General features: G+C 52.8%; 27 protein-coding genes. 12 read left to right on the top strand and 15 right to left on the bottom strand.

The features are described 5' to 3' along the window. Window positions 1-115: 115 nt before the first annotated feature. The 4 genes from nrdD to KKG35_14325 all read left to right on the top strand — a co-directional run bounded on the left by nrdD (window position 116) and on the right by KKG35_14325 (window position 3,918). The gene (gene nrdD / locus KKG35_14340; GenBank protein MBU1739306.1) at window positions 116-2,242 is read left to right on the top strand and encodes an anaerobic ribonucleoside-triphosphate reductase; all 2,127 of its coding nucleotides are present in this window, start codon (window positions 116-118) and stop codon (window positions 2,240-2,242) included. Between the two features lie 21 nt (window positions 2,243-2,263). Next, window positions 2,264-2,581, top strand: coding sequence for a hypothetical protein (locus KKG35_14335; protein MBU1739305.1), 318 nt, complete (start codon window positions 2,264-2,266; stop codon window positions 2,579-2,581). Between the two features lie 156 nt (window positions 2,582-2,737). Further along, window positions 2,738-3,439, top strand: a complete 702-nt coding sequence (locus KKG35_14330; GenBank protein MBU1739304.1) for an anaerobic ribonucleoside-triphosphate reductase activating protein — start codon at window positions 2,738-2,740, stop codon at window positions 3,437-3,439. 158 nt (window positions 3,440-3,597) lie between these two features. Further along, window positions 3,598-3,918, top strand: a complete 321-nt coding sequence (locus KKG35_14325; protein MBU1739303.1) for a TusE/DsrC/DsvC family sulfur relay protein — start codon at window positions 3,598-3,600, stop codon at window positions 3,916-3,918. A 173-nt stretch (window positions 3,919-4,091) separates the two neighbouring features. Here the strand turns inward: KKG35_14325 and KKG35_14320 are convergent, their stop codons facing one another. The 5 genes from KKG35_14320 to KKG35_14300 are packed head-to-tail and all read right to left on the bottom strand — an operon-like array spanning window position 4,092 to window position 7,693. Continuing rightward, entirely contained in the window at window positions 4,092-4,862 is a 771-nt protein-coding gene (locus KKG35_14320) for a hypothetical protein (protein MBU1739302.1), read from the bottom strand. Between the two features lie 29 nt (window positions 4,863-4,891). Further along, complete coding sequence (locus KKG35_14315) at window positions 4,892-5,164, bottom strand: hypothetical protein (protein MBU1739301.1); 273 nt, start codon at window positions 5,162-5,164, stop codon at window positions 4,892-4,894. Continuing rightward, window positions 5,161-5,448 carry an acylphosphatase gene (locus tag KKG35_14310; GenBank protein MBU1739300.1) on the bottom strand — a complete coding sequence of 96 codons (288 nt, stop codon included), beginning with the start codon at window positions 5,446-5,448 and terminating at the stop codon, window positions 5,161-5,163. The genes KKG35_14315 and KKG35_14310 overlap by 4 nt, the downstream gene beginning before the upstream one ends. Window positions 5,449-5,477: 29 nt before the next feature. After that, complete coding sequence (ligA, locus tag KKG35_14305) at window positions 5,478-7,490, bottom strand: NAD-dependent DNA ligase LigA (GenBank protein ID MBU1739299.1); 2,013 nt, start codon at window positions 7,488-7,490, stop codon at window positions 5,478-5,480. Window positions 7,491-7,504: 14 nt separating this feature from the next. Beyond that, window positions 7,505-7,693: a 4-oxalocrotonate tautomerase family protein gene (locus KKG35_14300; protein ID MBU1739298.1), complete on the bottom strand. Its 189-nt coding sequence runs from the start codon at window positions 7,691-7,693 to the stop codon at window positions 7,505-7,507. Window positions 7,694-7,882: 189 nt separating this feature from the next. Between KKG35_14300 and surE the strand changes: the two genes are divergently transcribed. Both surE and KKG35_14290 read left to right on the top strand, forming a co-directional pair. Further along, window positions 7,883-8,662: a 5'/3'-nucleotidase SurE gene (surE, locus tag KKG35_14295; GenBank protein MBU1739297.1), complete on the top strand. Its 780-nt coding sequence runs from the start codon at window positions 7,883-7,885 to the stop codon at window positions 8,660-8,662. Next, entirely contained in the window at window positions 8,659-9,474 is an 816-nt protein-coding gene (locus tag KKG35_14290; GenBank protein MBU1739296.1) for a biotin--[acetyl-CoA-carboxylase] ligase, read from the top strand. The genes surE and KKG35_14290 overlap by 4 nt, the downstream gene beginning before the upstream one ends. Before the next feature lie 15 nt (window positions 9,475-9,489). On the opposite strand, the gene KKG35_14285 is transcribed toward KKG35_14290, so the two are convergent. The 8 genes from KKG35_14285 to KKG35_14250 all read right to left on the bottom strand — a co-directional run bounded on the left by KKG35_14285 (window position 9,490) and on the right by KKG35_14250 (window position 18,692). Next, window positions 9,490-10,050 (bottom strand): NAD(P)H-dependent oxidoreductase, encoded by a 561-nt coding sequence (locus KKG35_14285; protein MBU1739295.1) that lies wholly within the window; start codon window positions 10,048-10,050, stop codon window positions 9,490-9,492. A gap of 180 nt (window positions 10,051-10,230) precedes the next feature. Then, window positions 10,231-11,538, bottom strand: a complete 1,308-nt coding sequence (ahcY, locus tag KKG35_14280) for an adenosylhomocysteinase (protein MBU1739294.1) — start codon at window positions 11,536-11,538, stop codon at window positions 10,231-10,233. 17 nt (window positions 11,539-11,555) lie between these two features. Then, window positions 11,556-12,719, bottom strand: coding sequence for a methionine adenosyltransferase (gene metK / locus KKG35_14275; protein MBU1739293.1), 1,164 nt, complete (start codon window positions 12,717-12,719; stop codon window positions 11,556-11,558). A gap of 96 nt (window positions 12,720-12,815) precedes the next feature. Then, entirely contained in the window at window positions 12,816-13,742 is a 927-nt protein-coding gene (locus tag KKG35_14270; GenBank protein MBU1739292.1) for a 2-dehydropantoate 2-reductase, read from the bottom strand. A 139-nt stretch (window positions 13,743-13,881) separates the two neighbouring features. Beyond that, window positions 13,882-14,415, bottom strand: coding sequence for a hypothetical protein (locus KKG35_14265; protein ID MBU1739291.1), 534 nt, complete (start codon window positions 14,413-14,415; stop codon window positions 13,882-13,884). A 142-nt stretch (window positions 14,416-14,557) separates the two neighbouring features. Beyond that, a complete protein-coding gene (gene clpA / locus KKG35_14260) occupies window positions 14,558-16,780 on the bottom strand; it encodes an ATP-dependent Clp protease ATP-binding subunit ClpA (protein ID MBU1739290.1) in 2,223 nt (740 codons plus the stop codon). Between the two features lie 82 nt (window positions 16,781-16,862). Beyond that, window positions 16,863-17,177 carry an ATP-dependent Clp protease adapter ClpS gene (clpS, locus tag KKG35_14255; protein MBU1739289.1) on the bottom strand — a complete coding sequence of 105 codons (315 nt, stop codon included), beginning with the start codon at window positions 17,175-17,177 and terminating at the stop codon, window positions 16,863-16,865. Between the two features lie 135 nt (window positions 17,178-17,312). After that, the gene (locus tag KKG35_14250; protein ID MBU1739288.1) at window positions 17,313-18,692 is read right to left on the bottom strand and encodes a DNA polymerase III subunit delta; all 1,380 of its coding nucleotides are present in this window, start codon (window positions 18,690-18,692) and stop codon (window positions 17,313-17,315) included. Between the two features lie 289 nt (window positions 18,693-18,981). Here KKG35_14250 and KKG35_14245 point away from each other — a divergent pair, with 289 nt between their 5' ends. Genes KKG35_14245 through KKG35_14230 form a run of 4 tightly spaced genes read left to right on the top strand, consistent with a single transcriptional unit; the run spans window position 18,982 to window position 22,281 of the window. Next, window positions 18,982-20,136: an SDR family oxidoreductase gene (locus KKG35_14245; GenBank protein MBU1739287.1), complete on the top strand. Its 1,155-nt coding sequence runs from the start codon at window positions 18,982-18,984 to the stop codon at window positions 20,134-20,136. A 2-nt stretch (window positions 20,137-20,138) separates the two neighbouring features. Continuing rightward, entirely contained in the window at window positions 20,139-20,993 is an 855-nt protein-coding gene (locus tag KKG35_14240; GenBank protein MBU1739286.1) for a deoxyribonuclease IV, read from the top strand. Beyond that, the gene (locus KKG35_14235) at window positions 20,990-21,931 is read left to right on the top strand and encodes a hypothetical protein (GenBank protein ID MBU1739285.1); all 942 of its coding nucleotides are present in this window, start codon (window positions 20,990-20,992) and stop codon (window positions 21,929-21,931) included. The genes KKG35_14240 and KKG35_14235 overlap by 4 nt, the downstream gene beginning before the upstream one ends. Before the next feature lie 29 nt (window positions 21,932-21,960). Then, the gene (locus tag KKG35_14230) at window positions 21,961-22,281 is read left to right on the top strand and encodes a hypothetical protein (GenBank protein ID MBU1739284.1); all 321 of its coding nucleotides are present in this window, start codon (window positions 21,961-21,963) and stop codon (window positions 22,279-22,281) included. Between the two features lie 25 nt (window positions 22,282-22,306). On the opposite strand, the gene KKG35_14225 is transcribed toward KKG35_14230, so the two are convergent. Next, a complete protein-coding gene (locus KKG35_14225) occupies window positions 22,307-22,528 on the bottom strand; it encodes a hypothetical protein (GenBank protein ID MBU1739283.1) in 222 nt (73 codons plus the stop codon). A 342-nt stretch (window positions 22,529-22,870) separates the two neighbouring features. On the opposite strand from KKG35_14225, the gene KKG35_14220 reads away from it, so the two are divergent. Further along, window positions 22,871-24,088 carry a Fic family protein gene (locus tag KKG35_14220; protein ID MBU1739282.1) on the top strand — a complete coding sequence of 406 codons (1,218 nt, stop codon included), beginning with the start codon at window positions 22,871-22,873 and terminating at the stop codon, window positions 24,086-24,088. A gap of 207 nt (window positions 24,089-24,295) precedes the next feature. Continuing rightward, a complete protein-coding gene (locus KKG35_14215) occupies window positions 24,296-24,886 on the top strand; it encodes a hypothetical protein (protein ID MBU1739281.1) in 591 nt (196 codons plus the stop codon). Between the two features lie 208 nt (window positions 24,887-25,094). On the opposite strand, the gene KKG35_14210 is transcribed toward KKG35_14215, so the two are convergent. Beyond that, window positions 25,095-25,385 carry a nucleotidyltransferase family protein gene (locus KKG35_14210; GenBank protein ID MBU1739280.1) on the bottom strand — a complete coding sequence of 97 codons (291 nt, stop codon included), beginning with the start codon at window positions 25,383-25,385 and terminating at the stop codon, window positions 25,095-25,097. Between the last annotated feature and the right edge of the window lie 524 nt (window positions 25,386-25,909).

The raw sequence follows: 25,909 nt of genomic DNA, 5'->3' as shown, positions 1-25,909 counted from the left end.
TGACTGACCCACTACATATAGTGCATAACTATCAGGAATATACAACATATCGTATTTACAGAGAAACTTCAGGTAGCGAGAAGACAGAGGTTGGAGGGATATTATGGGCGTTGTCATGCATCTGCAGGCTGATCCGAAGAACAAAGATTTCAAGCCTGTACAAAAGGATGACAGTACCGACCTCGCGCTGTTTGTCAGAACCTCTGAAGAAGACATTATCGGCTGGAATCGCCAGCGGATCGTTGATGCCCTTCTCCGGGAAACGTTTGTTGACCGGGATACGGCGGAGAAAATCAGCCAGGATGTGGAGATCACCATCCAGAGCGGAGCGGTCAGAACGGTTACCGGCCCACTGATTCGTGAACTGGTCAACGCCAAACTCCTGGAACTGGGCCTTGAAGAAGCCCGCCGCATGCATACCCGTCTCGGGGTGCCGCTGTATGATGTCGACCAGCTCCTGGTCCAGCACAACAAGGAAAACGCCAACGTTCCGCACGGCCCGGAAGCCACCAATCTCACTCTGGCCGAGGGAATCAAAAAAGAATACGCCCTGCTGCATGTGTTCACTTCCGATGTGGCGGACGCCCATCTGAACGGAGATATGCATCTTCACGATCTGGGTTTTATCGACCGGCCATATTGCTCCGGTCAATCTCTGGAGTACATCAAGAAATTCGGCCTGAACCTGCCCCACGCTCTTTCCATGGCAGCCCCGGCCAAACATGCCGAAATTCTTCTTGCCCATATGGTGAAATTCGCCGCCGCCCTGCAGAGTCATTTTGCCGGGGCCATCGGCTGGGATGCCGTGAATCTGTTTTACGCCCCTTATCTTGAAGAGATGACCGACAAGCAGGTCAAGCAGCTTGCCCAGATGATGATCTACGAGTTTTCGCAGCAGGCGGTAGCCCGCGGCGGCCAGGCGATATTCTCTGATATCAACGTTTACTGGGAAGTGCCGAAACATTTTGTTGATGTTCCCGCCATCGGACCCGGCGGAAAATATACCGGCAAAACTTACGGCGAATATGAAAAACAGGCCCAGCGTTTCGCCTGGGCGCTCTTTGATGTTTACAAGGAAGGTGATGCCGCAGGCCGACCCTTCTTCTTCCCGAAACCGCTGGTCCATATCACCGAGAAATTTTTCAAGACCGACCGGCACATGGATTTCCTCCACCATATCTGTGAGGTCGCCTCGGTAAAGGGAAACACTTATTTTGTATTCGACCGCGGCGAGACCGCCAAGATATCCGAATGCTGCCGCTTAAGCTTCAAACTGGAAGCATCAGATCTGGAAGACGCCAAGAAACCCTGGAAAATGCGCTATTCAGCGCTGCAGAACGTCACCATCAACCTGCCGCGGATTGCGTACAAGGCCAATGGTGATGACACCCGGCTGATGACCCTCTTGACCGACCAGATCAAACTGGCCGTCAAGGGTCATGAGCAGAAGAAGAAGTTTATTGAAAAGCTGATGTCACTGGGTAAAGGCGGACCTCTGGCGATGCTCGCCATGGATCTTGATGGCCAGAGCTACCTGCGGGTTGAACGGTGCAGTTATCTGATCGGCATGGTCGGTCTGAATGAAATGGTCAGAGTTCATCTCGGCCAAGAACTGCACGACAGCGATGAAGCGATGAAGTTCGGGCTCAAGGTCATTGCGCACATGAATATTATCTGCAACAAGATGGCTGGAAGAACCGGAATGAAGTTTGTTCTTGAGCAGACCCCGGCCGAAAGTACCGCATACCGTTTTGCCAAGCTTGACATGGCACATTTCCCGAATCAGACCAGCAAGGTCATCCAGGGAAATCGGGAGAGAGGTGAAATTTACTATACCAACTCGACGCTGTTCAATGTCGGCGCCCGCATGAATCCGATCACCCGGGTGGAACGGGAAGGGATCTTTCACCCCCTGATCGAGGCCGGCTCAATCACCCATGTCTGGCTGGGTGAATCGCAACCGGACAAAAAAGCCCTGGCTGAGTTTGTGATCAATACCTTCAGGCATACCAATAATGACCAGGTCGCCTTCTCGCCTGAATTCACCTGTTGTCTGGACTGCGGCAAAACGGAACGGGGGCTTACCTCCAATTGCAAGCACTGCAATTCGGAAAATCTGGACGGAATCACCAGAATCACCGGTTACTTTACGAAAATATCAAGCTGGAACAAAGGAAAGCTCGGTGAACTCGGCGACCGCTACCGGAATGAAGACCGCTTTGTCCAGCAGGCAGCAAATTAATATTACATAAGGGGAACCGTAATGACTCTATTTACCAAACCTGAATGTACCCGATGTGAACAACTGAAAAAAAGTTTCGATCTCGCCGCAATGGATATCCATGTGGAAATCCTCGACACCGGGGATGCCGGCGCTCTGGCACATCTTGCCTGGCATGGCCTGGTGGATACTGCCCGGAAATCCTTGCCGCTCCTGGTTCTTGATGACAGTTCAACGATTGAGGATTTCTCCAGAATTGAAGAACATCTGATGGCAAGAGCCCACCAGCGTGGCATCAGATACAAGGGCAGGATCATCTCGGCTGCAAACTGTGATAACGGAAGCTGCACCATGCATTAAGGTTTTCAGGTGGGAGGAGTGGGGTCCTTAAATCTCCTGACACTTCTCCTTACCTTACCCTCCTCACTCCTCCCACACTGAAACCTGTTTTTGGTCCCCGCAGAACATCGCGGGGATTTCTTTTTTAAAACGGAGACACCCCCGGAGCGTGCAGCCGTGAGCTTCAAAAACATCAAGGGGTTTATTGACACCTCATTCATAGACTGGCCGGGGCGCAGTTGCGCGGTCCTGTTTCTTGCGGGGTGCAACTTCCGCTGCCCTTTCTGCCACAACCATCCGCTGGTCGTAAACCCGGGTGCGCTCACCTCGTTTACCCTGACGGATATTCTTGAACAGTTGAAACCACTCCGGAAATGGCTTGGCGGGATTTGCGTTTCCGGGGGGGAACCTACCCTTGACCCGGATCTTCGCGATCTTCTGCAACATCTGCATGGCGAAGGATTCGAATTGAAAATTGACACCAACGGCAGCAACCCCGATATTTTACAATCGCTCCTGGAACAAAATCTGGTCCAGATGATCTCAATGGACGTGAAAACGGTTTTCGTCCAGCAACAATACGATACAATCTGCGGAACCCACGTCGATCTGGAAAAGATCAAACAAAGCATCCGTCTGATTAAAAAGAGCGGGATCGACCATGAGTTCAGGATAACGGTCATCCCTGCATTTCACACAAAAAAGGATATCGCAGCATGGGTCGAACAGCTGGGGACAGATTCCGTGTTGAAACTGCAGAATTACAAACCCGATTCGGTAATGAATCCAGACTTGTCAGGCATGAATGTTTTTTCGCCTGACCAATTTAGAGATCTTGAAAATATCGTTGAATCGGTCTCCCGAGATATCACTGTATAACATTGTATTTGTGATACTTTTGACAGCCGTACCACTTTTACATGTAGTACAGGGCCGAACTTCTTGACAAAGCAAAACCCATATAGTAGAAAGATACTCTTCTAATATAGCGTTGATAAAAGTCACTTATGAAAAACTTTTAATAAAGGAGGAGTAACATGCCAACAATCGAGCATAACGGCAAAAGCTTTACGGTTGATGAGGACGGCTTCCTGACCAAAGGAATGGAAGAGTGGAATAACGACTGGGTTGATTACGTCAAAAGCGTTGAGGGTATCTCAGAACTGACCGACGAGCACACCAAAGTTATCGACACTCTGCAGGAGTACTACAAGAAGAATGGTATTGCTCCGATGGTACGTATTCTTTCCAAAACCACCGGTTTCCCGCTGAAGAGAATTTACGAGCTGTTCCCGTCAGGCCCTGGTAAAGGAGCCTGTAAAATGGCTGGTCTTCCCAAGCCTACCGGCTGCGTATAAAGCCGAGTTGAGCAGCCTGTCTGCTCGGACGAGACTTATTACCCAACGGGTGAAATTCTCACATACACCCGCATGAGTTAAAAAAGGAAGAGGGCTTGATGCCTTCTTCCTTTTTTTGTGCCCTTTCCCTGACGGGACAAAGCACTTCCCAACCTGCTTTTTCAGAACAGACCTCAGTCGGAAACCTCCACCCCTGACTGCTGCAGAAAACGGTTATGAATCCCGGAAATCTTTTCCCGGTACTGATCACCGCTGATGGCCGCTCCCCTGATTCCTCCCTGAAGACTGATTTCCGCCAGATAACTCTTCCCCTCAGAAGTTACCAGCAAGTCAAGATGGGCATAGACAAACTGGCCACGCCTCATAACCTGATCACAGATGGCATTTTGCTCCCCGGAAAGTTCAGCCGGCTCACTCTTTCCACCGAAATGCAGATTGTTGCGAAAATTATTCGGGTTACTTCTCCAGTATGCCTCCCGATAATCATCAAGGATCACCACCCTGATATCCCGGCTGTGATCGACAAAAGGCTGGAGGACAAAAGGAAAGGGGAGCACACCGAGACTTACCTGGTTATAGAGATCTTCAACGGACGGCCATAGATTAACCCCCGTGCCACCGTTCCGCCGGTCATGCTTGGTAACGACCTTCGAAATACTGCTTGCGGCAGGGTCGCCCAGCACGGCGACAAGATCATGCAGGTCGTTAATAACCCTGGTCCCTGGAACCATCTGCCCGGCGAAGACCTGGGCCTGCATCGCTTTGGAACGGCTTAGCATCTGGGACAGGGGTGAAGGGAAGAGAACCACCCCCCGTGACTGAAGATACAAGAGAAGATTTTCTTCACCAGGCTTCAAGCGCACGCGACCGACAAAAAAATCACCCGCCTCCCACTTGTTGAGATCTGCGCGCAACCTGTCATTATCGGGGATCAGGCGCTTCAAACCTCCTGATCCCGGCCTGGTCTGTCCGGTCAAAAGAGCATGTCCAGAAAATGTTCATGAAACTCGGTAAGGTCAGAACTGCATTCCCCGCAGTAGAGTCTTACTTCACCAAGGATCTGTGATTCATCCTCATCCTGCGAGAAGCTGCCGTCTTCATTCTGGCGATAGCGGCTGGTCAGGATCACTCCGTCAGCCACTTCATAGAACTCATGATCATTGCCGCATTCAGGGCACACCAGACGACTTGAACCAAGATTCGGACCGTCTTTTAATTGATGGGTTTTTTTAAATGAGGTTTTCAATATCTGATATTATAGCCGCCGGGAGTCTCGCCAAAAGGACGCTCCTCCCTGATTTCAATTTTGGTCACTTCCGAACCGGGCGACCCTTCATGTTCGAGCCAGTGCAGCATCTGGTTGACCTTTTCTTCATCACCCTCGATGGCCGTTTCGATGGACACCCCATCCGGCCGGTTCTTCACCCATCCGCCAAGCCCCAGTTTCTGGCCTTCCGCCTGGGCATACATCCGAAAATACACACCCTGCACCTTGCCGTGCACGACCACATGAACTCTCTTTTTTGCCATCCAAATCCTCTTAAAATCCAGATAAAATATTATGAGCGGTTTATCACCATTTTAAAATCATCTTCACTGAGAATTGCAAGGCCTAAATCACGCGCTTTGGATAATTTGCTGCCCGGCTTCTCTCCACAGACCACATCGGTAACTTTCCGGCTCAAAGCCGACGCCACCTGCCCACCCAAAGACTTTACTCGTGCCTTGGCTTCACTTCTGGAAAAAGAGCCAAGGGTGCCGGTAAATAAAAACACCCTGCCGGACAAAGGTTTGCCTGATACCGATTCTTCCCTGCTTTGCACCGAAACACCAAGTGACTGAAGCGAGGACAGCATAGCGAGAATCCGCTCATTATGAAAAAACTCAATCAGACTTGAACTTACCTGGGGACCGATACCTTCAACTTCCGAAAGTTCTTCCTCAGTCAGATGAATTATTTTCTCCAGCGAACGAAAATGATCCTCCAAAAGCTGGGCGGTCACCTCGCCCACATAGCGAATGCCAAGGGCCGCGATAAACCGGCTCAGGACAGGGGTTTTGCTTTTCTCCAGGGCCGCCCTGGCGTTTGTCGCAGATTTCTCCCCCCAGCCTGGAAGCGCGGCCAGATCGGCCTCGGTCAGGCGGTACAGGCCCGGAAGGTCGGTCACCAGACCGGCCTCGAAAAGCTGCTCCATGGAGCGCATCCCGAACCCTTCGATATCTAGACCTGATTTGCCAGCAAAATGCGCCAGTGCCCGGAGCTTCTGGGCCGGGCACTGGAGATTTTCGCATCTGAGTGCAACCTCACCCTCTCTTCTGGTCAATTGCGTTTCGCAGGCAGGGCACTTTTCAGGCATCACGATCGCCGACTCATTTCCGGTTCTGGCGTCTTTGATCGGGGCCACAACTTCCGGGATGACATCACCGGCCCTCTGGACCAGGACCCGATCATTCTTTTTCAGATCCTTGCGCCTGATTTCGTCTTCATTATGCAGAGTGGCTCTGCTTACCGTTACCCCGCCCACATTCACCGGTTCAAGGATGGCCACCGGCGTGATCGCCCCGGTGCGGCCCACCTGAAATTCTACGTCGAGCAGAGTGGTCGTGGCCTGAACCGCCTGAAATTTACAGGCAATCGCCCATCTCGGACTTCTGGCCTTGGTCCCAAGTCTCTGCTGCAACTGTACGGAATCGACCTTCACCACCATCCCGTCTATCTCATACGGAAGATCGTGCCTGATCCCTCTTAAATGATGGAAATGGGCCAGGACCTCATCCAGGTGCCGGCAGCTCCTGGCCAGAGGGTTCACCTTGAAACCGCACCGGGCCAGAAATTCGAGAACCTCCGTCTGGCTTTTACACTTGAGCCCGTCCGGATCACTGATCCCGTAAACAAAAATATCAAGGGGTCGCTTCGCCGTAATCCTGGAGTCGAGCTGTCTTAATGATCCTGCGGCCGCATTTCTCGGGTTGGCAAAAAGGTTTTCTCCATCCTGGGCGCGCTGATCATTCAGTTTCCGAAATCCCGCTTTCGAAATAAACACCTCGCCCCGAATTTCAAGAATCCCAGGAGGTTCATCGAGATTCAACCGTAACGGAATGGCGGGAATGGTTTTGATGTTGGCGGTGATGTCCTCGCCGGTCCACCCATCACCTCTGGTGGAACCGGTGCTCAGGATCCCTTTTACGTAAACAAGCTCCACCGCCAGCCCGTCAAGCTTCGGTTCCGCCACATAGGAAATGGGTTCCGGGCTGTTGAGAAAGCGATACAAACGGTCCTGGAAGGCAACAAGGTCATCATCGGAAAAGGCATTTTCAAGACTGAGCATCGGCAACCGATGTTCTACGGTATTGAATACGGCCAGCGGTTCAGCGCCGACCCGCTGGCTTGGTGAATCTGCCGTGACAAGAGAAGGATGCTCCTCTTCGAGGGTCAGCAACTCCTGAAAAAGACGATCGTATTCGCCGTCGGAGATCGCCGGATCATCCAGAACATAGTAACGATGGGCATGGAAATTTATCTGCTCGCGCAACCCGGCCAGACGACACCGTGCGTCTTCAAGATCGGACATCGGAACTCACTGAATCAGCTGGGTTTTTTAAGCAGAACACCGCCCGAAGAAATATTCTCATGTTCACATTCATCGATAAAGATCAAAACCGAACTGTCCGGCTTGCCGGTTACATCACAGACCACCCTGGTCACCCCTTTGCAGATCTCTGCTTTCTGCTCTTTGCTGATACGACCTGCCAGTCTGATGTTCACGTATGGCATAACCCTCTCCTTTAATTCATCCAATGCTTGGCTGCGTGGACCAGATTGCCGTTAGCGGCTGGCGCTGCAGAAGCGGTTTATTGTCCGGTTCAATATAGCCGAAAAAATAGGAAAAAAGAAGAAAACGGGATACTATTGCAAGCTCGCCCGCAATACCGACTGAAATATTTATTATTACGAGACCCGCTTATGCGCAACCCACCTCTTATCCTTGTCACCAATGACGACGGCGTCAACGCTCCGGGTCTTCTTGCCCTGGCTGACGAAATGCGGAAAATCAGCCGCACGGTAATCATCGCCCCCGACCGGGACAGCAGTGCGGCCAGCCATTCTCTCACCATGCAGCGTCCATTAAGAGTCCGGGAACTTGAGGCTGATATTTACAGCATTGACGGGACCCCCACCGATTGCATCATTATCGGAACCGGCAAGGTGCTCGCCGAAAAGCCGGCCCTGGTGGTATCCGGGATAAACCCGGGCCCGAATCTCGGTGACGATATCAGCTATTCCGGAACCGTTTCCGCCGCCATCGAGGCCACGATGGTGGGAATCCCTTCCTTTGCGGTTTCCCAGGCCGGAGACGCCCCATTCGACTATGCTTTTGCCGCAGCTCTCGCCGGCCGGATTGCCAGAAATATCTTGAACCTCGGACTGCCGCCGGACACCCTGCTCAATGTCAATGTCCCGGAAAACCCCGTCGCAGGAACTACCGGGATAGCTTTTACTCGGCAGGGCAGGCGCAGTTATGACGGAGCGATTCAGGAAATCAGTGATCCCTGGGGCCGCCCATATTACTGGATCGGAGGAGGAACCCCATCCTGGGATGACGGCGAAAGCACCGACACCGGAACCGTGCAGGCCGGACATGTCTCCATCACCCCGCTCCACCTCGACCGGACCAACTACGGAGCCCGGGACTATCTTGCCGGTGGCTGGGCGGATGCTTTGACCATTGGCGAAAAACCATGAACCCGGTCGATCCCCTGTGGCAGGAAATGAAGGCAACAGGCCGTCTTGGCACGCTGCCGGTCACCATGCTCAACGAGACAACCTCAACCAACACCCTGGCCCTGGAAGCTGCTCGCCGGGGGGCCGAAACCAACTCGATCATCCTCGCTGAAACCCAGAGTATGGGACGTGGCAGACTTGGCCGGAAATGGCTTTCTCCGCCCGGCACCGGCCTCTATTTTTCGATGATTCTGCGCCCGGAGCTTGATCCGGCGGACCTCGCCAAAATCACCCTGGCCGCGGGACTTGCCGTCTGCCGTGGGGTTTCCACCGTCACCGGCCTGAAACCAGTGATCAAATGGCCGAACGACCTGCTTATTGGGGGGAAAAAATTCGCCGGAATCCTTACCGAAACCGAGGCCATGGCAGGAGAGAACAAGCCGGTGGTGATCCTCGGGATCGGCATGAATATCAACACCAAACCCACTCAGTTTCCGAACGATCTGCAGGAAAAAGCGACCTCCCTCAGCATTTTCAGCGGCAGAGAAATCTGCCGCGGATCGCTCCTCAAAGAAGTCGCCGAAGAAATTATCCAAGTGGTTTCCCGTCTTGAAAAGGAGGGATTTTCAGGAATCCTTGCCGAATGGAATCTGCACGATGGCACCAGAAATCGGGAACTTGTCTGGGTCTCCCGGAATGGTACCACGGTCAGAGGCGTTTCGCTGGGTCCCGACCAGGATGGCCTTCTCAGGGTCAGGGATCAGCAGGGAACTGTCTACGAAATTCTCTCGGGAGATATTGAACTTGCCTCTCCAGGAGGCTTGCCGGAATGAACTCCCGGCCGCAGATCAACAGGACTTCTCTTCAATGAAGGCAACCAGTTTTTTTGCGTGTTCCTCGGCCCTTGCCGCGACCTCATCGGCCTTGTTGTAAACATCCGGGATGTAAATCATGTTATGGGAAATGATCGGTCGGTTGAATTTCATCCCCGCGAGATTTGCCATCTGCTCCAGCGGTTTCAGCAGTTCATCGACGGTAAAATTGTTGAAGCCCTCACTGCAGTAGGATTCCGCAGGGCCGCCGATGGTGGTTGAGACAACAAACTCCTTGCAGTCGAGCTTGTTCCCGGCAGATCCATAGGCAAATCCATAGGTCAGCACCTCATCCTGCCACTGTTTCAAAATCCCCGGCGTACTGTACCAGTAGAAAGGGAACTGAAAAATAATCAGGTCGGCACCCAGCAGCGCCTTCTGTTCCTTTTGCCGGTCAATTTTGAAATCCGGATACATCTTGTGCAGGTCCCGAATCTCGACTCCAGCCATTTTCGAAAGATGCGACAGGATGATCCGGTTGGCAATAGATCCGTGTTCCACATCGGGATGGGCAAAAATAACCAGGGTTTTTTTCATGGCAAATACCTCGGAACAAAATTGGCGAACAAGAGTACACCCCACATTTTTCCAGTACTCTAATCCTGAAAAGCAATAGAATAAAGGGCCTTCTGACATGATTTTTATCTGAAGCTGACGAAAAAAAAAAGAGGCCCGTACAGGCCTCTTTTAAAACGATGACTGAAAATTACAAAGTTTCTAATAGCGATAATATTCCGGCTTGTACGGCCCATCAACCGGCACACCGATATAGGCAGCCTGTTTCTGGGTCAGGGTGGTGAGCGTGGCGCCGATTTTACTCAGGTGAAGTCTGGCAACCTTCTCATCGAGAGACTTCGGCAGAAAATAGACCTTGTTCTCGTATTTGTCGGAATTCTGCCAGAGCTCAATCTGGGCCATCACCTGATTGGTGAAGGAGTTGCTCATTACGAAACTCGGGTGCCCCGTGGCACAGCCGAGATTCACCAGCCGGCCCTCGGCGAGAACGATAATCTTTTTGCCGTCGGGGAAGATCACGTGGTCAACCTGGGGTTTGATATTCTCCCATTTCAATTCGCGAATGGCGGCAATATCGATTTCGCTGTCAAAATGACCGATATTGCAGACGATCGACTGGTCCTGCATCCGGTCCATATGCGAGCGGTCAATGACCCGCAGGTTCCCGGTGCAGGTGACAAAGATATTGCCAAGAGGCGCGGCCTGATCCATGGTCATGACCCGGTATCCCTCCATGGCGGCCTGCAGGGCACAGATCGGGTCAATCTCGGTGACAATCACCTGGGCGCCCATGCCGCGGAAGGCCTGGGCACAACCCTTGCCCACATCACCATAGCCGCAGACCACCGCTACCTTGCCGGCGATCATCACATCGGTGGCCCGCTTGATGCCGTCCAGCAGGGACTCCCGACAGCCATACAGATTGTCGAATTTTGACTTGGTGACCGAGTCATTGACATTGAAGGCAGGGGCCATCAACGACCCGTCCGCCATCATTTCGTTCAACCGATGCACGCCGGTGGTGGTTTCTTCGCTGATGCCTTTGACATCTTTCATCAGCTCCGGGTACTTTTCATGCATGATCTGGGTCAGGTCACCGCCATCATCCAGGATCATGTTCGGTTTCCAGCCATCAGGTCCGAAAATGGTCTGCTTGATACACCACCAGAACTCCTCTTCATTTTCTCCTTTCCAGGCAAAGGTAGGAATGCCGGCAGCAACCATGGCTGACGCCGCATGGTCCTGGGTGGAAAAAATATTGCAGGACGACCAGCGGACCTCGGCGCCAAGCTCGACCAGAGTCTCCATCAAGACCGCAGTCTGGATGGTCATGTGCAGACAACCGGCTATTCTGGCCCCGGCAAGAGGTTTCTTGCCGGCATATTCCTCCCGGGTAGCCATCAGGCCGGGCATTTCGGTTTCGGCAATCGCCACTTCCCGCCTGCCCCAGTCGGCCAGGCCCAGATCGGCAACTTTATAATCATTGTTCTCAATCACTTTATTGGTCATCTTCTTCACTCTCCCTATTATAACCCGGCCGCGTCTTTCAACTCTTCGGCCCGATCCGTTCTTTCCCAGGTAAAATCACTATCCTCACGACCAAAATGGCCATACGCCGCCGTTTTAAGGTAGATAGGCCTTAACAGATCAAGTTGCTGGATAATCGCTTTCGGTCGCAAATCGAAATGTTCCAGGATCAGTTTGGTGATCTTTTCATCGCTCAGTTTGCCGGTGCCGAAGGAATTGACATTCACTGAGACCGGCTTTGAGATCCCGATAGCGTAGGCCACCTGGACTTCAACCTCGGAAGCGAGCCCGGCAGCCACGATATTCTTGGCCACATACCGACCCATATAGGATGAAGAGCGATCAACCTTGGACGGATCCTTGCCTGAGAAAGCGCCGCCGCCGTGAGAACCCATGCCGCCATAAGTGTCGACAATGATCTTTCTCCCGGTCACCCCGCAGTCGCCGACCGGTCCGCCGATAACAAAACGGCCGGTGGGATTGATAAAAAATTTGGTATTGGCATCAATCATCGCGGAAGGCAGGATCGGTTTGATGATCTCCTCCATCACTCCTTCCTTTAAATCATCATAAGAAACATCCGGTGAGTGCTGGGTGGAAAGAACTACAGCCTCAATCCGCGAAGGCTTCCGGTCCACATATTCGATGGTGACCTGGCTCTTGGCGTCTGGGCGCAGCCATGGCAACCGGCCCGCCTTGCGGACTTCCGACTGTTTTTTAACCAGCCGGTGGGCATAGGTAATCGGCATCGGCATCAGGACCCTCGTCTGATCACAGGCGTACCCGAACATCAGTCCCTGATCACCGGCCCCCTGGTCCAGATCGAGCCCGGTACCTTCATCAACCCCAACCGCGATATCGGCGGATTGCTTGTCGATGCTGGTCAGAACAGCGCATGATTGCGAATCAAACCCCATGTCAGAGGAATTGTAGCCGATCTCCTGCACGGTGTTCCTGACGATCTGCGGCATATCAACCCAGGCGCTGGTCGTGATTTCTCCGGCAATGACCACCATCCCGGTTGTCACCAGAGTCTCGCAGGCCACCCTGGCCCTTTTGTCCTGGGCGAGAATGGAATCAAGGACAGCGTCTGAAATCTGATCCGCAACCTTGTCAGGGTGCCCTTCGGAAACAGACTCGGAAGTAAAGTGATAGGTGCTCATTACGTCTCCTTTATATGAAATTGGTGCCTATGAATGTGATTGGCCTGGAAAAAGGGGCGTATCTTCCTATATATAATAGGCTTTTGTCAAGCAAAATCAGTGAAATCCGCCTTCAATTCCCTTCACCTTGCGGACCAGCTCTTCATTGACCGGAACGGCAACCCCCGTTTTAACCCCTTTCGTGACCACCGCCCCGTTGATCGCCTCAATTTCGGTCTTTCTTCTTCTCCGGACATCCTGAAGCATGGAGGAAACATTGGCGGCTGTTGCCCGACAGACTTCAATGGTCCTGGCAACGGGATTGCGGTCGATCCGGATACCGAGCGCCTCCGCAACCGCCGCCCCCTCAAGCACTGCGTCCTGCATGGTCTTGAGAATTCCAGGAGAGTCAAGCAACCGGCCGTTGGGACAATCATGAATCGCGGTCAGGGCGTTGATCCCGACATTAATTAAAAGCTTGTTCCAGACATGGACCAGGATATCATCAGTCGTTTCCGTCGCAATACCGCTTGCCGAAAGGACCGCTGCCGCCCTCTGCAGCTGGATTCTCTCCTCTTCGGAAATTGTCACGCCTGATGGGAAACCGATTCTGGTCGGCCCATTGCCACGATGCATCACCACCCCCGGGCCGGCCAGAGTCGCACCCTGGGCGGTAACCCCAAGCGCCCATCTGCCGGGCATCGCAACCGGCAGGATGTCAAGATGAGCGATCCCGTTCTGCAGGGCGATCAGTAACGGACGACCTTTGGTAACAACAGACATCCAGGCATTTATGGCTGATGAGACGCTTGCAGATTTCACGCAGAGCAGAACAAGATCAACTTCCGGAACATTTGAACTGTTTGCAGATACATTCACCCTGACATTCAGGCGTTTTCCATTCTCGTCAAGAATGATTCCTTGGTTGCCGATCTGCCTGGCTCTTTCCGGATCACGATCCAGGAGCCAGATTTCATTTGCCGCCCCAAGAGAGGCCGCCAGCAGACAGCCGAGAGCCCCCGGACCAATGACCGCTATCTTCATTACCGTAGCCGACCCGAACCCATTGAACATGCAGAACGAAACGCATTCCCCGCAGCTCGAGGTAAGCGACTGCAAGGAGACTCCGAGTCTCACGCTGTTCGCTATCTGCTGCGGGGTGAGTGAGCGAATCTGATGTAATTTACTTTTTCTCCCCAATGGCCTTGGTTGCCGCCGCAGCGGCGTGAAGGCGCATGGAACGGCGGTTCATCACATTTTCCGCGCCGCCGATATTCCCCTGCCGTTTGGTCGCCATCTTGATCTCTTTCCCCTCAATCCCGGAAGAGAAAATCAGTTCATCAAATTTCCGGTCGAGTGCCTTGCTGTAAAAATTCTGATAGATTGTCGCCAACCTGAGGGTAACCTCTTCTCCAACAGCGACATCAACCGGCGGCACAGTCGCCCAGGTTTGCTTGTCTCCCCGATCAACCAGAATAAAGGTAAAAGGGCCACCATCAGCAACCTCCAACACCTTTCCCTTGATTGTGAAAACGCCGGGGGGAAGGGGAGGCGTCTCATTCTCCGCCTGGCCGGAAGCAAGTTTTCCGGAAACAGAAGCCGGATCAGCACCCTTCTCATCAGCTTTTTTATTATCGCCGCTGCAGGCAAAAACACTGAACAGAAGCACGACAAGCAAACATGACACCCGTTGCCTTGAAAACATGAATCGGACCATTTCTCCCCCCCTGAAAATTTAAAGTTCCCGGCGGCTGACATGGACTCCCGGACCGCGAGGAACGACACATCGTCACCCGCGCAACGGAGCGGCACTGTCAAGCCACAGAGAACACGTTACTCATCCAAACTCCGCCAACTCTTCACCGACCATAGGAAAAGCTGAGACTATTTCCTTTCAGGCCAACCCTGGCAATCCCGCCGCTGCTCAATTCGCCAAAAAGTATCTGGTCGGAAAGGACATCGCCAATCTTCTGCATGATCAGGCGGCGTAACGGTCGGGCTCCGAATTCAGGATCAAAACCCTTCTCCGCCAGCCAGTCTCTGGCTGAACCGGTCAGCTCAATACCAACTTTTTTCTCACTCAACTGACCTTGAAGCTCTGAAATCATTTTATCAACTATCAGTTTCATCACGCTCTTGTCAAGCTGATTGAAGGTGATGATGTCGTCAAGCCGGTTTCTGAATTCGGGAGAAAACATCCCTTTAATGGCTTTCTGCTCCCGACCCCTGCCGTCGGTTGTGAATCCGATCGCCCGCGCACTCATCTCCCGGGCTCCGGCGTTGGTGGTCATGATCAGGATTACATTTCTGAAATCAGCCCGTCGACCTGTATTGTCGGTCAGGCTCGAATGGTCCATGATCTGCAGCAGGATGCCGAATATATCCGGATGGGCCTTTTCAATTTCGTCAAGGAGCAGAACGCTGTAAGGGTGCTTGCGGACAGCCTCGGTAAGAAGCCCGCCCTGGTCAAACCCCACATATCCGGGAGGGGCGCCGATCAGCCGCGCCACCGCATGTTTTTCCATGTACTCGCTCATGTCGAATCGCTCGAAATGAACGGAGAGGGATGCCGCGAGCTGCCGGGCCACTTCCGTCTTGCCGACCCCGGTAGGTCCGGCAAAAAGAAATGATCCCGTTGGTTTGTCGACCTGTTTGAGTCCCGCTCTGGACCGCTTGACCGCAGTGACCAGCGCATCGATCGCCTGATTCTGACCGAAGATCACCCCCTTCAGGGAATCCTCAAGATCCCGCAGATGGGTCAGATCCGAACCGCTGGTTCGCCTGGCCGGAACCCTCGCCATCCTTGAAACCACCGCTTCAACATCCCTGACCGTCACCACCCCGTTTTTCCGGGGCGGGATCGCCAGCCGGAAAGAGGCGCCCACCTCGTCCATCACGTCGATCGCCTTGTCGGGAAGGAAGCGGTCGGTGATATAACGGGCCGCCAGTTCCGAAGTAGCCTTCAGGGCGGTAGTGGAATAACGAATCCCGTGGTGCTCCTCATATCTTGATTTCAAACCCTTCAGGATGGCGAACGTCTCACTCTCGGAGGGCTCCTCCACATCAATTTTCTGAAAGCGTCGGGCCAGGGCCCGGTCTTTCTCGATATGATTTTTGAACTCTTCATAGGTGGTCGACCCGATGCAACGCAAGGTTCCCGATTGCAGGGCCGGCTTGAGCAGGTTTGAGGCGTCCATACTGCTGCCGCTTGTCGATCCGGCCCCAACGATGGTGTGGATCTCGTCAATAAAAAGAATGATCTTTGGGTTCTCCTCAACCGCGTTGATCACCCCCTTCATCCGCTGTTCAAAATCACCCCGGTATTTTGTGCCCGACATCAACCCGCCCAGGTCAAGCAGCCGGATCTCGACATCCTTCAGCAGGTCGGGAACCTTTGCCTCATAGACGGCAAGAGCAAGCCCTTCCGCGATGGCGGTTTTACCGACTCCCGGCTCTCCCACCAGCAGTGGATTGTTCTTCCTTCTCCGGCAGAGAATCTGCATGATCCTCTCCAGTTCCCTGGTCCTGCCGATCAGAGGGTCGATCTTGCCCTGTTTGGCAAGTTCGGTAAAATCAACCGTATATTTCTCAAGGTCGGTGCTGGTTTTAGGGTCACCTTTCTCCTCTTTCCGCTCTTCGTGGTCAACACCCGGAGAAGGGTGTTCGGTTGAGATATACTCGACGATCCGGAGCCTTCGCAAACCTTCAGACTTCAGAAAATAGACCGCATAGGATTCCTGCTCGGCAAAAATGGCGACCAGAACATCCGAGGATTCAACTTCTTTTTTCCCGCAACTCTGGACATGGGAGATGGCCCGCTGCAGCACGCGGTTAAAGCCGATGGTCTGCACCGGCTCTGCAGCCAGGTTGTCGTCAATGCTGGTCAGTTTTGATGAAAAAAAGCTTTCAAGCTTGTGTTTCAGGTTCTCGGGATCCCCACCGCAGCCCCGGACAATTTCCAGGGCCAGATCATCGTGCAGCAGGGCGTAGAGAATATGTTCAACCGTCACATGCTCATGCTTTCTGGTCTTTGCCTCCCTGATCGCCATGACCAGGGCCATTTCAAGTTTGTGGCTTATCATCGTCGTTTTTTCCTGTAACCCGAGTTGACGGAATGGTCATGATTCCGCTTTCCCGGTGGTGGCTGTCGTTATTTCAGTTGCTTTACGCTTTTTCCATGGATGATTTTAAAGGGTAATCATTATGCCGCGCCATGTCATGAACGAGGGCAATCTTTGTTTCCGCAACGTCCCGGGAATACACCCCGGCAATACCGACCCCCTCCTTGTGGACATTCAGCATGATCCTGGTCGCCTCCTGAAGGTTTTTATGAAACACCACTTCCAGGACCATGACCACGAAGTCCATGGTGGTATAATCATCATTATGCAGCAGCACCTTGTACAGGGGAGGTTCTTCAACCTTCTGCCTGAGGTCGGTCAACACCAGACCTTCATTGTCACGGGAAACAGAACTCATCGCACGAGATCACTCTTCTCATCAGAATTTTTAAGCAGCCGTAAAGCCAATTTATCACTCCTGGACATTTGCCCCCCCCTGTTTCTTGTTAAGCGCAGGGAGGGAAAATGCAAACCTCGCCGAAAAACATAATCATCATGCCGGGAACCTGTCATCCATGAGGCGGAAAAACATGTTTTCCAGAACGATTTTCCCCGTTAGCCCGGAACCTTTGAGATTGTATTCCGCATCAAGAAGAACCGACATCGACCTCGTCAACAGGGCAAGAGAGAATTTTTCAGCTTTTTTAAAGGTCATGTACAGGCCGTACGGGTGACCGGACAGCTCTTTGGGCCATTCAACCCTGCTCTTTTTCAGCCGGTCGAGATAGCCGTCCTTGAAGGCCGGAAAAGACATGCCGGGCTTATAGCCGGGATTGTCCAGTTCCTGCATTGATCTGACCAGCATCATTTTTTTCAGGTGATTGCGCAGCGAAGCGATGATCGCCAGCGGGTGCACCCCGTTTTCCTGCAATCTTTCGGAAATGAGAAGGGTCCGGCCCAGATTACGATCGGAAAACACCTCCGCCAGCTCATAGATCGCTTCCTCTCGTGTCCGGCCGACAACCGCATTCAGATCCTCCAGGCCCACAATGTTGCGGTCACCTGCATAAAGAACAAGCTTTTCACTCTCAAGGGCAGCGGCGACCGGATGAAAGCCAACCCTTTCCAGCAGCAGTTCCAGGGTTTTCGGCTCTATCCTTTTACCGTTCTCCGCCATCACCCGGTTGACGATCTCCCGAAGCACCTCGTTCTGGCCATCGGCTGCCGCCTTGCCCGACCCGGTCTCAACCGAGAGATCGATTACCGTTCCCTGTTCGGAAATATACTTGTAGAATTTCTTTCTTTTATCAACGGCCTCGGTGACCAGAATCAGAATGTTCCCTGCAGGAAGCCCCTCGCTGAAAGCCTGCATGTAAAGCTCGGTGATATCCTTACCCGATGATGAGGGCGTCTTCGTGCCCGGCACCACCGGCGACCCGGACAAGATTTCAACAGCCCAGCCGATCTCCTCCTGGGGCCGATCAAAGCCAAATCTCGATTTCCAGACGGCGGCGGTCAACCCGTCGAATTCATCCGGGGTCACATTGCCGATCTCAAGAACCTGGGCAAGATAGCGATATGCGCCCTCCCGGTCGTTTCTGCTGAAATTCTCTACGGCTTTGTCCCAGAGATCTTTCGCCACAATTTTTGAATGAAGGAGCCGGGAGTCCATCACCCTGATCACCCGCCGTCCACCGAACATACTGAAAGTCCGCATCTGGTTCAGGGTGTTCCCCGGATCCTCCCGATCCCCTTCAACAAGGGTCAGGGCTCCCTGTCTGGCCTTTTCATCGGGCAAAATGTGGCCGATCAGCTCATCCACCGCCTGCCGACAGAGATATCTTTCTCCAAAGAGAAGATACATCCGGTCCGTTTCACCGGAAGCGATTTTTTTGAATAATCCGGGCAGCTCTTTTCGTTTGTATACACTCATGATCGGTCAAAAATACACTTTTTAACCCCCTTTGTCACAACCATAAACTTCTCCCGGATAAATTTGCCGCACTGGTTTGCTCGTCATTGATCTCTCTCCGGAATCCTTGTCATCACCGAAATCCGCAGCACATCAAGATCCCGGAATTCTGTGAAAATACCGGCTGATCGGCGGGCCGTTGCTTTTAAAATCTTTAAATCGGTGGTGGGATTTATTACTATACAATCTCCGGACTTCATTGCCGGGTTGCCCGAAAAACCAGACAAACAGCCGAAACAAGAGATATGACATGGAAGACGACGCTTCTGAGCCAAATCCGAAAAAACGCCTCGGGGTACTGATCGGCGGCTCGGGCCTCATCGGCGGCGCCCTGATGCATTATTTCAAGACCAAAACGGACGAAAGCACCGACGTCCTCTCGCCCAACAGCAAAAAACTGAGCTTGCGGGAACCGGAGGATATCAGAAGCTATTTCAGGAAATATCGTCCCGACTTCATCATCAATACCGCGATCGCCTCCATCGACAGTGATCCGATGCTTTCCTATGAGGTCAACTATCTGGGGGCGATCAATCTCGCCCGGGCGGCCCTCACCCTGGGAGTTCCATACATTCACTTCAGCTCGGCGGTTATCATGCCGAACGGCGAAGACCTTGACGAGGACAACACCCTGCCCCTCTCCCCGGAAATGTCGAACTATGCCAAGTCCAAACTGATGGCGGAACGGACCCTCAAACACATGCACGAAACAAAGGGGCTTGATTACACCAATATCCGGCTCGGGGTGGTCTACGGCAAACACGATCACAAGATCCAGGGCTTTCACCGGCTGTTCTTTTCCATTATGAACCAGTCAATGCTGGTGATGCTGACCAAAAAGGGGGTCCGCCACTCTTACACCCACGCCAAAAAACTGCCCCCCTTCATCGATTACATCCTCAGCAACCGTGAGGAGTTTTCCGGCAAAACCTATAATTTTGTCGACCCGGAACCGGTAGAACTGGCCGACATCATCCTGACCATCAAATCCTATCTCGATCTCAACATCCCGAAGGAAATTTATATTCCCTACCCTCTGGCCCGTTTCTTCCGCCTCTTTCTGGAAATTGTGGTCAAGGGTTTCAGCCGTCTGGGACTCGAAGCCAGAATGCCCGGGGAGCTGATGTTCCTGGAGAATTTCTACACCACCCAGGTCCTGTCGCCCAAACGGCTGCTCGCGTCCAGTTACCGGGAACCGCATCCCGAGACCACGGTCTACAGCATGCTGCCGGAAATGATCCAGTATTACCTGACCCGCTGGGAACATCTGAACCTGATCACCTCATACAATCCGGAGTTCTTCGACCCCGGCAAAAAAGCCGAGGAATTCCTCCGCAACCCGGTGCAGCTGCTCGAGAACATGCAGAAATGCTGCACCGATCAGTTTACCGATTTTGAGGACTGAGCATGCCTTTGTTCGGCGCCCACATGTCGGTAAGCGGCGGCCTGGCCCTCGCCTTCGATCGGTTGGCCGAGGTCGGCGGCGAAGCGTTGCAGATTTTTACCGCCAACCAGCGCCAGTGGAGCCCGAAGCTGCCCGATGAAGTGAACATTTCCCTCTTCCGGGAAAGACGACTTGCTTCAGGCAATATCCCGGTCGCCTCGCATGACTCCTACCTGATCAACCTCGCTTCCCCGAAACCGGAATCCAGCGAAAAATCGATAGCCGCTTTCGCTGATGAACTGAAAAGATGCGCCGCGTTAGGCGTTGAATATCTGGTAATGCATCCCGGCTCCCATCTCGGGGAAGGAATCGCCCCGGGCCTTGACCGTTTCACCCGCAATCTTGACCGGGCGATCAGCCAGGCCGATCCCGGGAGGAAGGTGATGGTGCTCCTGGAAACCACCGCCGGGCAGGGGACAAATCTCGGCGCCGATTTTGCGGAACTGGCCGGGATCATTGCCGCCTCCGACTTTTCCGGCCAACTCGGTGTCTGCTACGATACCTGTCACACCTTTGCTGCCGGTTACGACATCCGCACCCCGGAAGCCTACCGGAAGACCATGGATGAATTCGACCGGCTGATCGGCCTGGAGCGGTTGAAATTTTTTCACCTGAATGACGCGCAAAAAGAACTGGGGAGCCGCATTGACCGCCATACCCATATCGGCCAGGGGCAGATCGGGATCGAGGGCTTCCGTAATCTGGTCAATGACCCTCGTTTCAAGAATCACCCGATGGCCCTGGAAACCCCGAAGTCCGACGACCTGCATGAAGACAAGGAAAACCTTGAACTGCTGAAAAGCCTGGTGACACCATGATTATCAAACTGATCAAGGAATACAATTATGCGTTTGATGCCAGAATCGGGGCAATCGGGAGCATGCAGCTCTGGGGTGAACCGGGCAAGGTCCTTGATGTGCGGTTTGTCGACGATCAGGCGGCGGTTCCGGCGCCGCAGGTCGCTCCCGACCGGCGCAGCGCCAGGGTATATTTCCGGCAGGAGAAGCTTGCCGAGCTCATCGGCCTGCTGCGCAATGAAAGGCCCGTGGGGGTCAGAATCACCGACGATGGCCAGGTCGATCTTCTGAACACGTACGGTCTTTGCGACTCTGTTGTCGTCGGTCCTTCATGCTCGTCTGAAATCCTTGCAGCAAAAACTCGCGGGATCAGGGAGGCGATGCGGCGGACGATCGACTTCTGCGAGGCGGATGCTCTGCCTGAGTACTGTCCGGTGACCTTCCATCTGGAAGACGGTGGTCTCTGCGGAACATACCAGCCCGGTTATACAGGAAGTTTTACCCAGGACCCTGAAGGACTGGGACATGTCTGCCTCTTTGAGGTTGAAAAGGCGACGCCGGACAACCCGATGACCGTGGCGAGAGGAGAATCCATCCGCGATCAGCTTCTCGCTGTCCATGAAGCGATGCATTGCTGGTTCAAGGGTCGGGTGGAGAATTACCGGATCGAGGAGCCTTTCTGTAAATATGTGTCCTTTGTGGTTTCGGAATTGTCCGGCGGGCCGGAATATTGCAGCAGGTTTACTTTCACTCCGGATGAGCATCCCGATGCGCTCATGAAGTACCTGTGCCGGATCGGTATGAACAGGCTGAATGTTTCGGAAGTGTTACGGCAGACGGCTGAGGCGGCAAAAGTGAAAGGTGAAAAATTGACGGAACTTGAATTTGCACATCTGGTTTCCGGCGTTCTCGGCCAGAATGCGGTTCCCTCTTTTCAGTCGGCCGGGATATTGCTCTGATTTAAATCAATAAATCGAGGAGGCAGGTTGTGGCGTATAAAATACATCTGATCAACAAGTACAACTATTCATTCGATGCCAGAAAGGGCGGCCCAGGAGTTCTGCAATTGTGGAGCGACCAGAACAATGTGGCCCGGGTCAATTTTGTCGCCGACAATGCTTCCGTGCCGGCCCCGGTTCTGGCGGCCGATCTGAACAGCGCCACGATCTACTTCAAGGAGAAGAGCCTGCCCGGTCTGATCGATATGCTGCGCAATGAAAACCCGGTCAAGGTTACCATCAACAACCAGCCGCCCGGTTTTGTCTTCGTGCACACCGGCCAGGAGCCTGTCGGCGAGGGCGAGGTGTGATCCTCAGGCAAGACCACAGGTTGATTCATTTCCACACCAGCTCGATCGGGCAGTGATCAGAGCCGGTGATCTCCGGGCGGATGGAGGAACCCCTGACCCGCTTCCGGCTCTTTTCATCCACGCAGAAAGAGTCGATCCGCCAGCCGATGTTCCTGGCTCTGGCATTGAAGCGGTAACTCCACCAGGTGCAGTATTTTTTAAAAACTCTGACCCCAAAGATTCTCCTGGGCTTGACATATGTCCACATAGAAGGGGCTCCCCTTGCACAACATGGAAATTTATAATTTTATGGACGTCCCCTTTGCCGTCCCTCGCGTTGACAAAATGTGGCATTTCAAGACCAGACCCCAAAGATTAAGAAAAGAAAGATTATCACCATCACCTTTTGCGGCAGATCGGAAATCGGCCAAATCACGGCTGCAGCAGACCCAACAAAACAACCTGCAACATCAAGCTCAGCAATATTATGGTGATATTACGATTACTTAATGGTATTGGTAATTCAGGTGCAACCGGCCAAAAGATCGGCCAAACAATCGGCCAACCGAACGAGGCTTGAGCAAACCAGTCTGCCCGAGGATAGATGCACATGCCTGAAGAATTGCTTTATAGCAGGATCAGCCAGATGGAACCCATGCTCCCGGATTCCGGCAAGAGTAGTGAGTTAATCAATCCGGCAATCGAGGTAATGCGAAGGGCGTCCGCCCTCAGTACCCGGTTGCACCCGGTAACCAGGCGGGGAATCGTCGACCTGGTTCGTGCGATGAACAGCTACTATTCGAACCTGATCGAGGGGCACCATACCCATCCGGCCGATATAGAGAGGGCCTTGGCCAGGGATTTTTCCACCGACCCGGCCAAGAGGGCGCTGCAGGTTGAAAGTGCCGCCCATGTCGAGGTGCAGAGGCTGATCGAGCAGCGCCTGGAGGGCGACCCCGACCAGGATATCTGGGGGGCTGATTTTCTGTGCTGGATTCACCGGGAATTTTATGAGCGGCTCCCACCCGAATTCCTGGTGATAAAAACCGCTGAAGGGGAGAAGAGAGTCGAGCCTGGTCAACTCAGAGAGAACGAGGTCACCGTCGGCCACCATCTGGCACCGGCGGCATCTTCGCTCAAGAATTTCCTGGCCAGGTTCAAAGAGGCTTATGGGGGAAAAAGCCTCAAGCCGACAGATTCGATTATTGCGGTTGCGGCCTCACATCATCGCCTGGCGTGGATTCACCCTTTTTTTGATGGCAACGGCAGGGTGACCCGCCTGTTCACGCATGCCTCTTTGATCAAGACGCGCATCGATGGGCACGGCTTGTGGACCGTAACCAGGGGGCTGGCACGAAATCGAGAGGCTTATCTGACGGCACTTGCCGGAGCGGACGCCCATCGCCAAGGCGATTACGATGGCCGGGGGAGTCTATCGGAAAAGGGGTTGGAACTTTTTTGCAGTTTCTTCCTGCGAATGGCATTAGATCAAATCGAATACATGACAGCTTTGCTGGAGTTAGACGGGATGCTGAAACGCATTGAAGGCTATGTGACCCGCCAGGTTCATTTAGGGGAGTTGCAAGCGGAATCATTCTTCTTGTTGCGAGAAGCCTTCCTGAGGGGAGAAATTCCCAGGGGGGAAGCGGCCAGGATAACCGGGAAACCGGAGCGTTCAGCACGGAGGGTACTCAAGGATTTATTGAATAAATCGCTCCTGGTAAGCGATTCCGAGAAAGGACCGGTGCGCTTGGCATTCCCGACCAAGGTGGCAGCATATTATTTCCCTCTTCTTTATCCGGAAGGGATCGAGGCAGGGATGATTTAAACGGTGTATCTACGCCTGGCAAAAATGTGGCATTTCAAGACCTGACCCCAAAGATGACCCCTTACCTCGGGGGGCGAGTTTGAAAAAAGGTGAAAATCTTGACACAAGCCAAGTGCAGCCCCCTTTTCCTTAGTAGGCAGAAAGTTTTGAAGGCGAGAGACGCCTTTTATGAGGCCATTGTTTTGAACTACTGGAGGTTGGAACTATATGAAAATAAGTTTTTTGCTTCTTGCAGTTGCAGTGTTGTTGACTGTTCCTCATACTGGGAATGCTGAGAGGGGGGAGGGGTCGGAAATTATGGCCCTTATAGGTATGCGGGTCCCTCCTGTTGAGCCTTTTAAAAAACAAGGGGATATTTCTGGCTGGCAAGATTTGGGTGGATTTATTGTCATCGTCGAGGGGGGTAAAGACTCTACTTTGCTTCCCGTTATTGAAAATGGGTATACGGCAAATGAGGGCGGATTTGTTCTTAAACAAGTCGACAAAGATATGACGGTAACAGTCCTTGATGCACGTGCCCTTCCACAGAGTCTCCTTAGTTATGACCTGAAGGATGGGAAACATGCCTGGCGCAAAGACCCTTACAAGAGATACAGCGTATTCCCATGTAGAAAATCAGGGAGTGAGGGGGCGTTTGTTGGACTTATGCGGCCTGAACCTGGCAAGGAAAGCTGCTTGCATAACAGCGGCCAAGTAATAAGGGTGTGGCGTCTTGACGAAAAGAAGCGCAAACTCGAAGAAGTATCGACTGTTGGTGTTAGCTGCTTTTTTATGGAAGGCGAAGACGATTGTGAATAAATTGCTTAACTTGAAAAAAGGGGTCGCGTCTTTGCTTGACTCATCTCGGATCTGTCAGTCAACATTTCTCTAGAATATCGCCTCATAAGGTCGGCAAAGTCAACGTCTGTGTTTCGGGCCTTTATCAAACTTATCCTTTGCGGCTCGTTTTCACCCGTAATCATTACAACTTGCTTTGGATGAGTCAGGGTATTTTTTCGAGGGACTTTTAGACATACAGGAGGTCCTGCTCAATGTACTTATACGCCCGGGGTTTAATGGCTCTTCTGGAAACAATTTCTGTCGGTAGCTCCAGTAATGCTTCAATCTTGTCCGCAAGTGAAACGAAGTTCAAGCCGATAGCCGGATCGACTTCTACCAGGATATCGACATCACTGTCGTCGTTTTGCTCGTTACGGGCATAAGAGCCAAAAAGCGCCATGGTCTTCAGCATATATTTCTGCTCAAGCTCAGGCTTGGCTTTGGTGAGAAGGGCGATTACTTCTTCACGAGTTTTCATTCGATATTCCTTCCGTTTGCCTGAAATCTATCATCCGCTAATATTGATTTCATTATAGCATAAATCCTATGAATGCAAGGCTTTCGGTCGAGTGGCGTCATTCGTAAATTAAAGGGATCCGCTTTTGACCTTTGCAAGCATTTTTCTTTATCTGATCCAGTCTTTTAAGATGCGCCGCAATAATAAACCGAAAAAGATTGAAGCTCCCCGCGGCAGATAAGCACTAGACTTCGAGCCACGGGGAATCTCCGTATGGGAGGTTGCTTGCATCAGATTCGCTCACTCACCCCGCAGCAGATAGCGAACAGCGTGAGACTCGGAGTCTCCTTTGCAGTCGCTTACCTCGAGCTGCGGGGAATGCTTTTCGCGGTGCATGTTCATTCCCACACCAGTTCGATCGGGCAATGATCAGAGCCGGTGATCTCCGGGCGGATGGAGGAACTCTTGACCCGCTTCCGGCTCTTTTCATCCACGCAGAAATAGTCGATCCGCCAGCCGATGTTCCTGGCCCGGGCATTGAAGCG

This window comes from Pseudomonadota bacterium (assembly GCA_018823285.1).
GTDB lineage: Bacteria > Desulfobacterota > Desulfobulbia > Desulfobulbales > JAGXFP01 > JAHJIQ01.
This window is presented reverse-complemented; position numbering and strand designations above follow the sequence as displayed.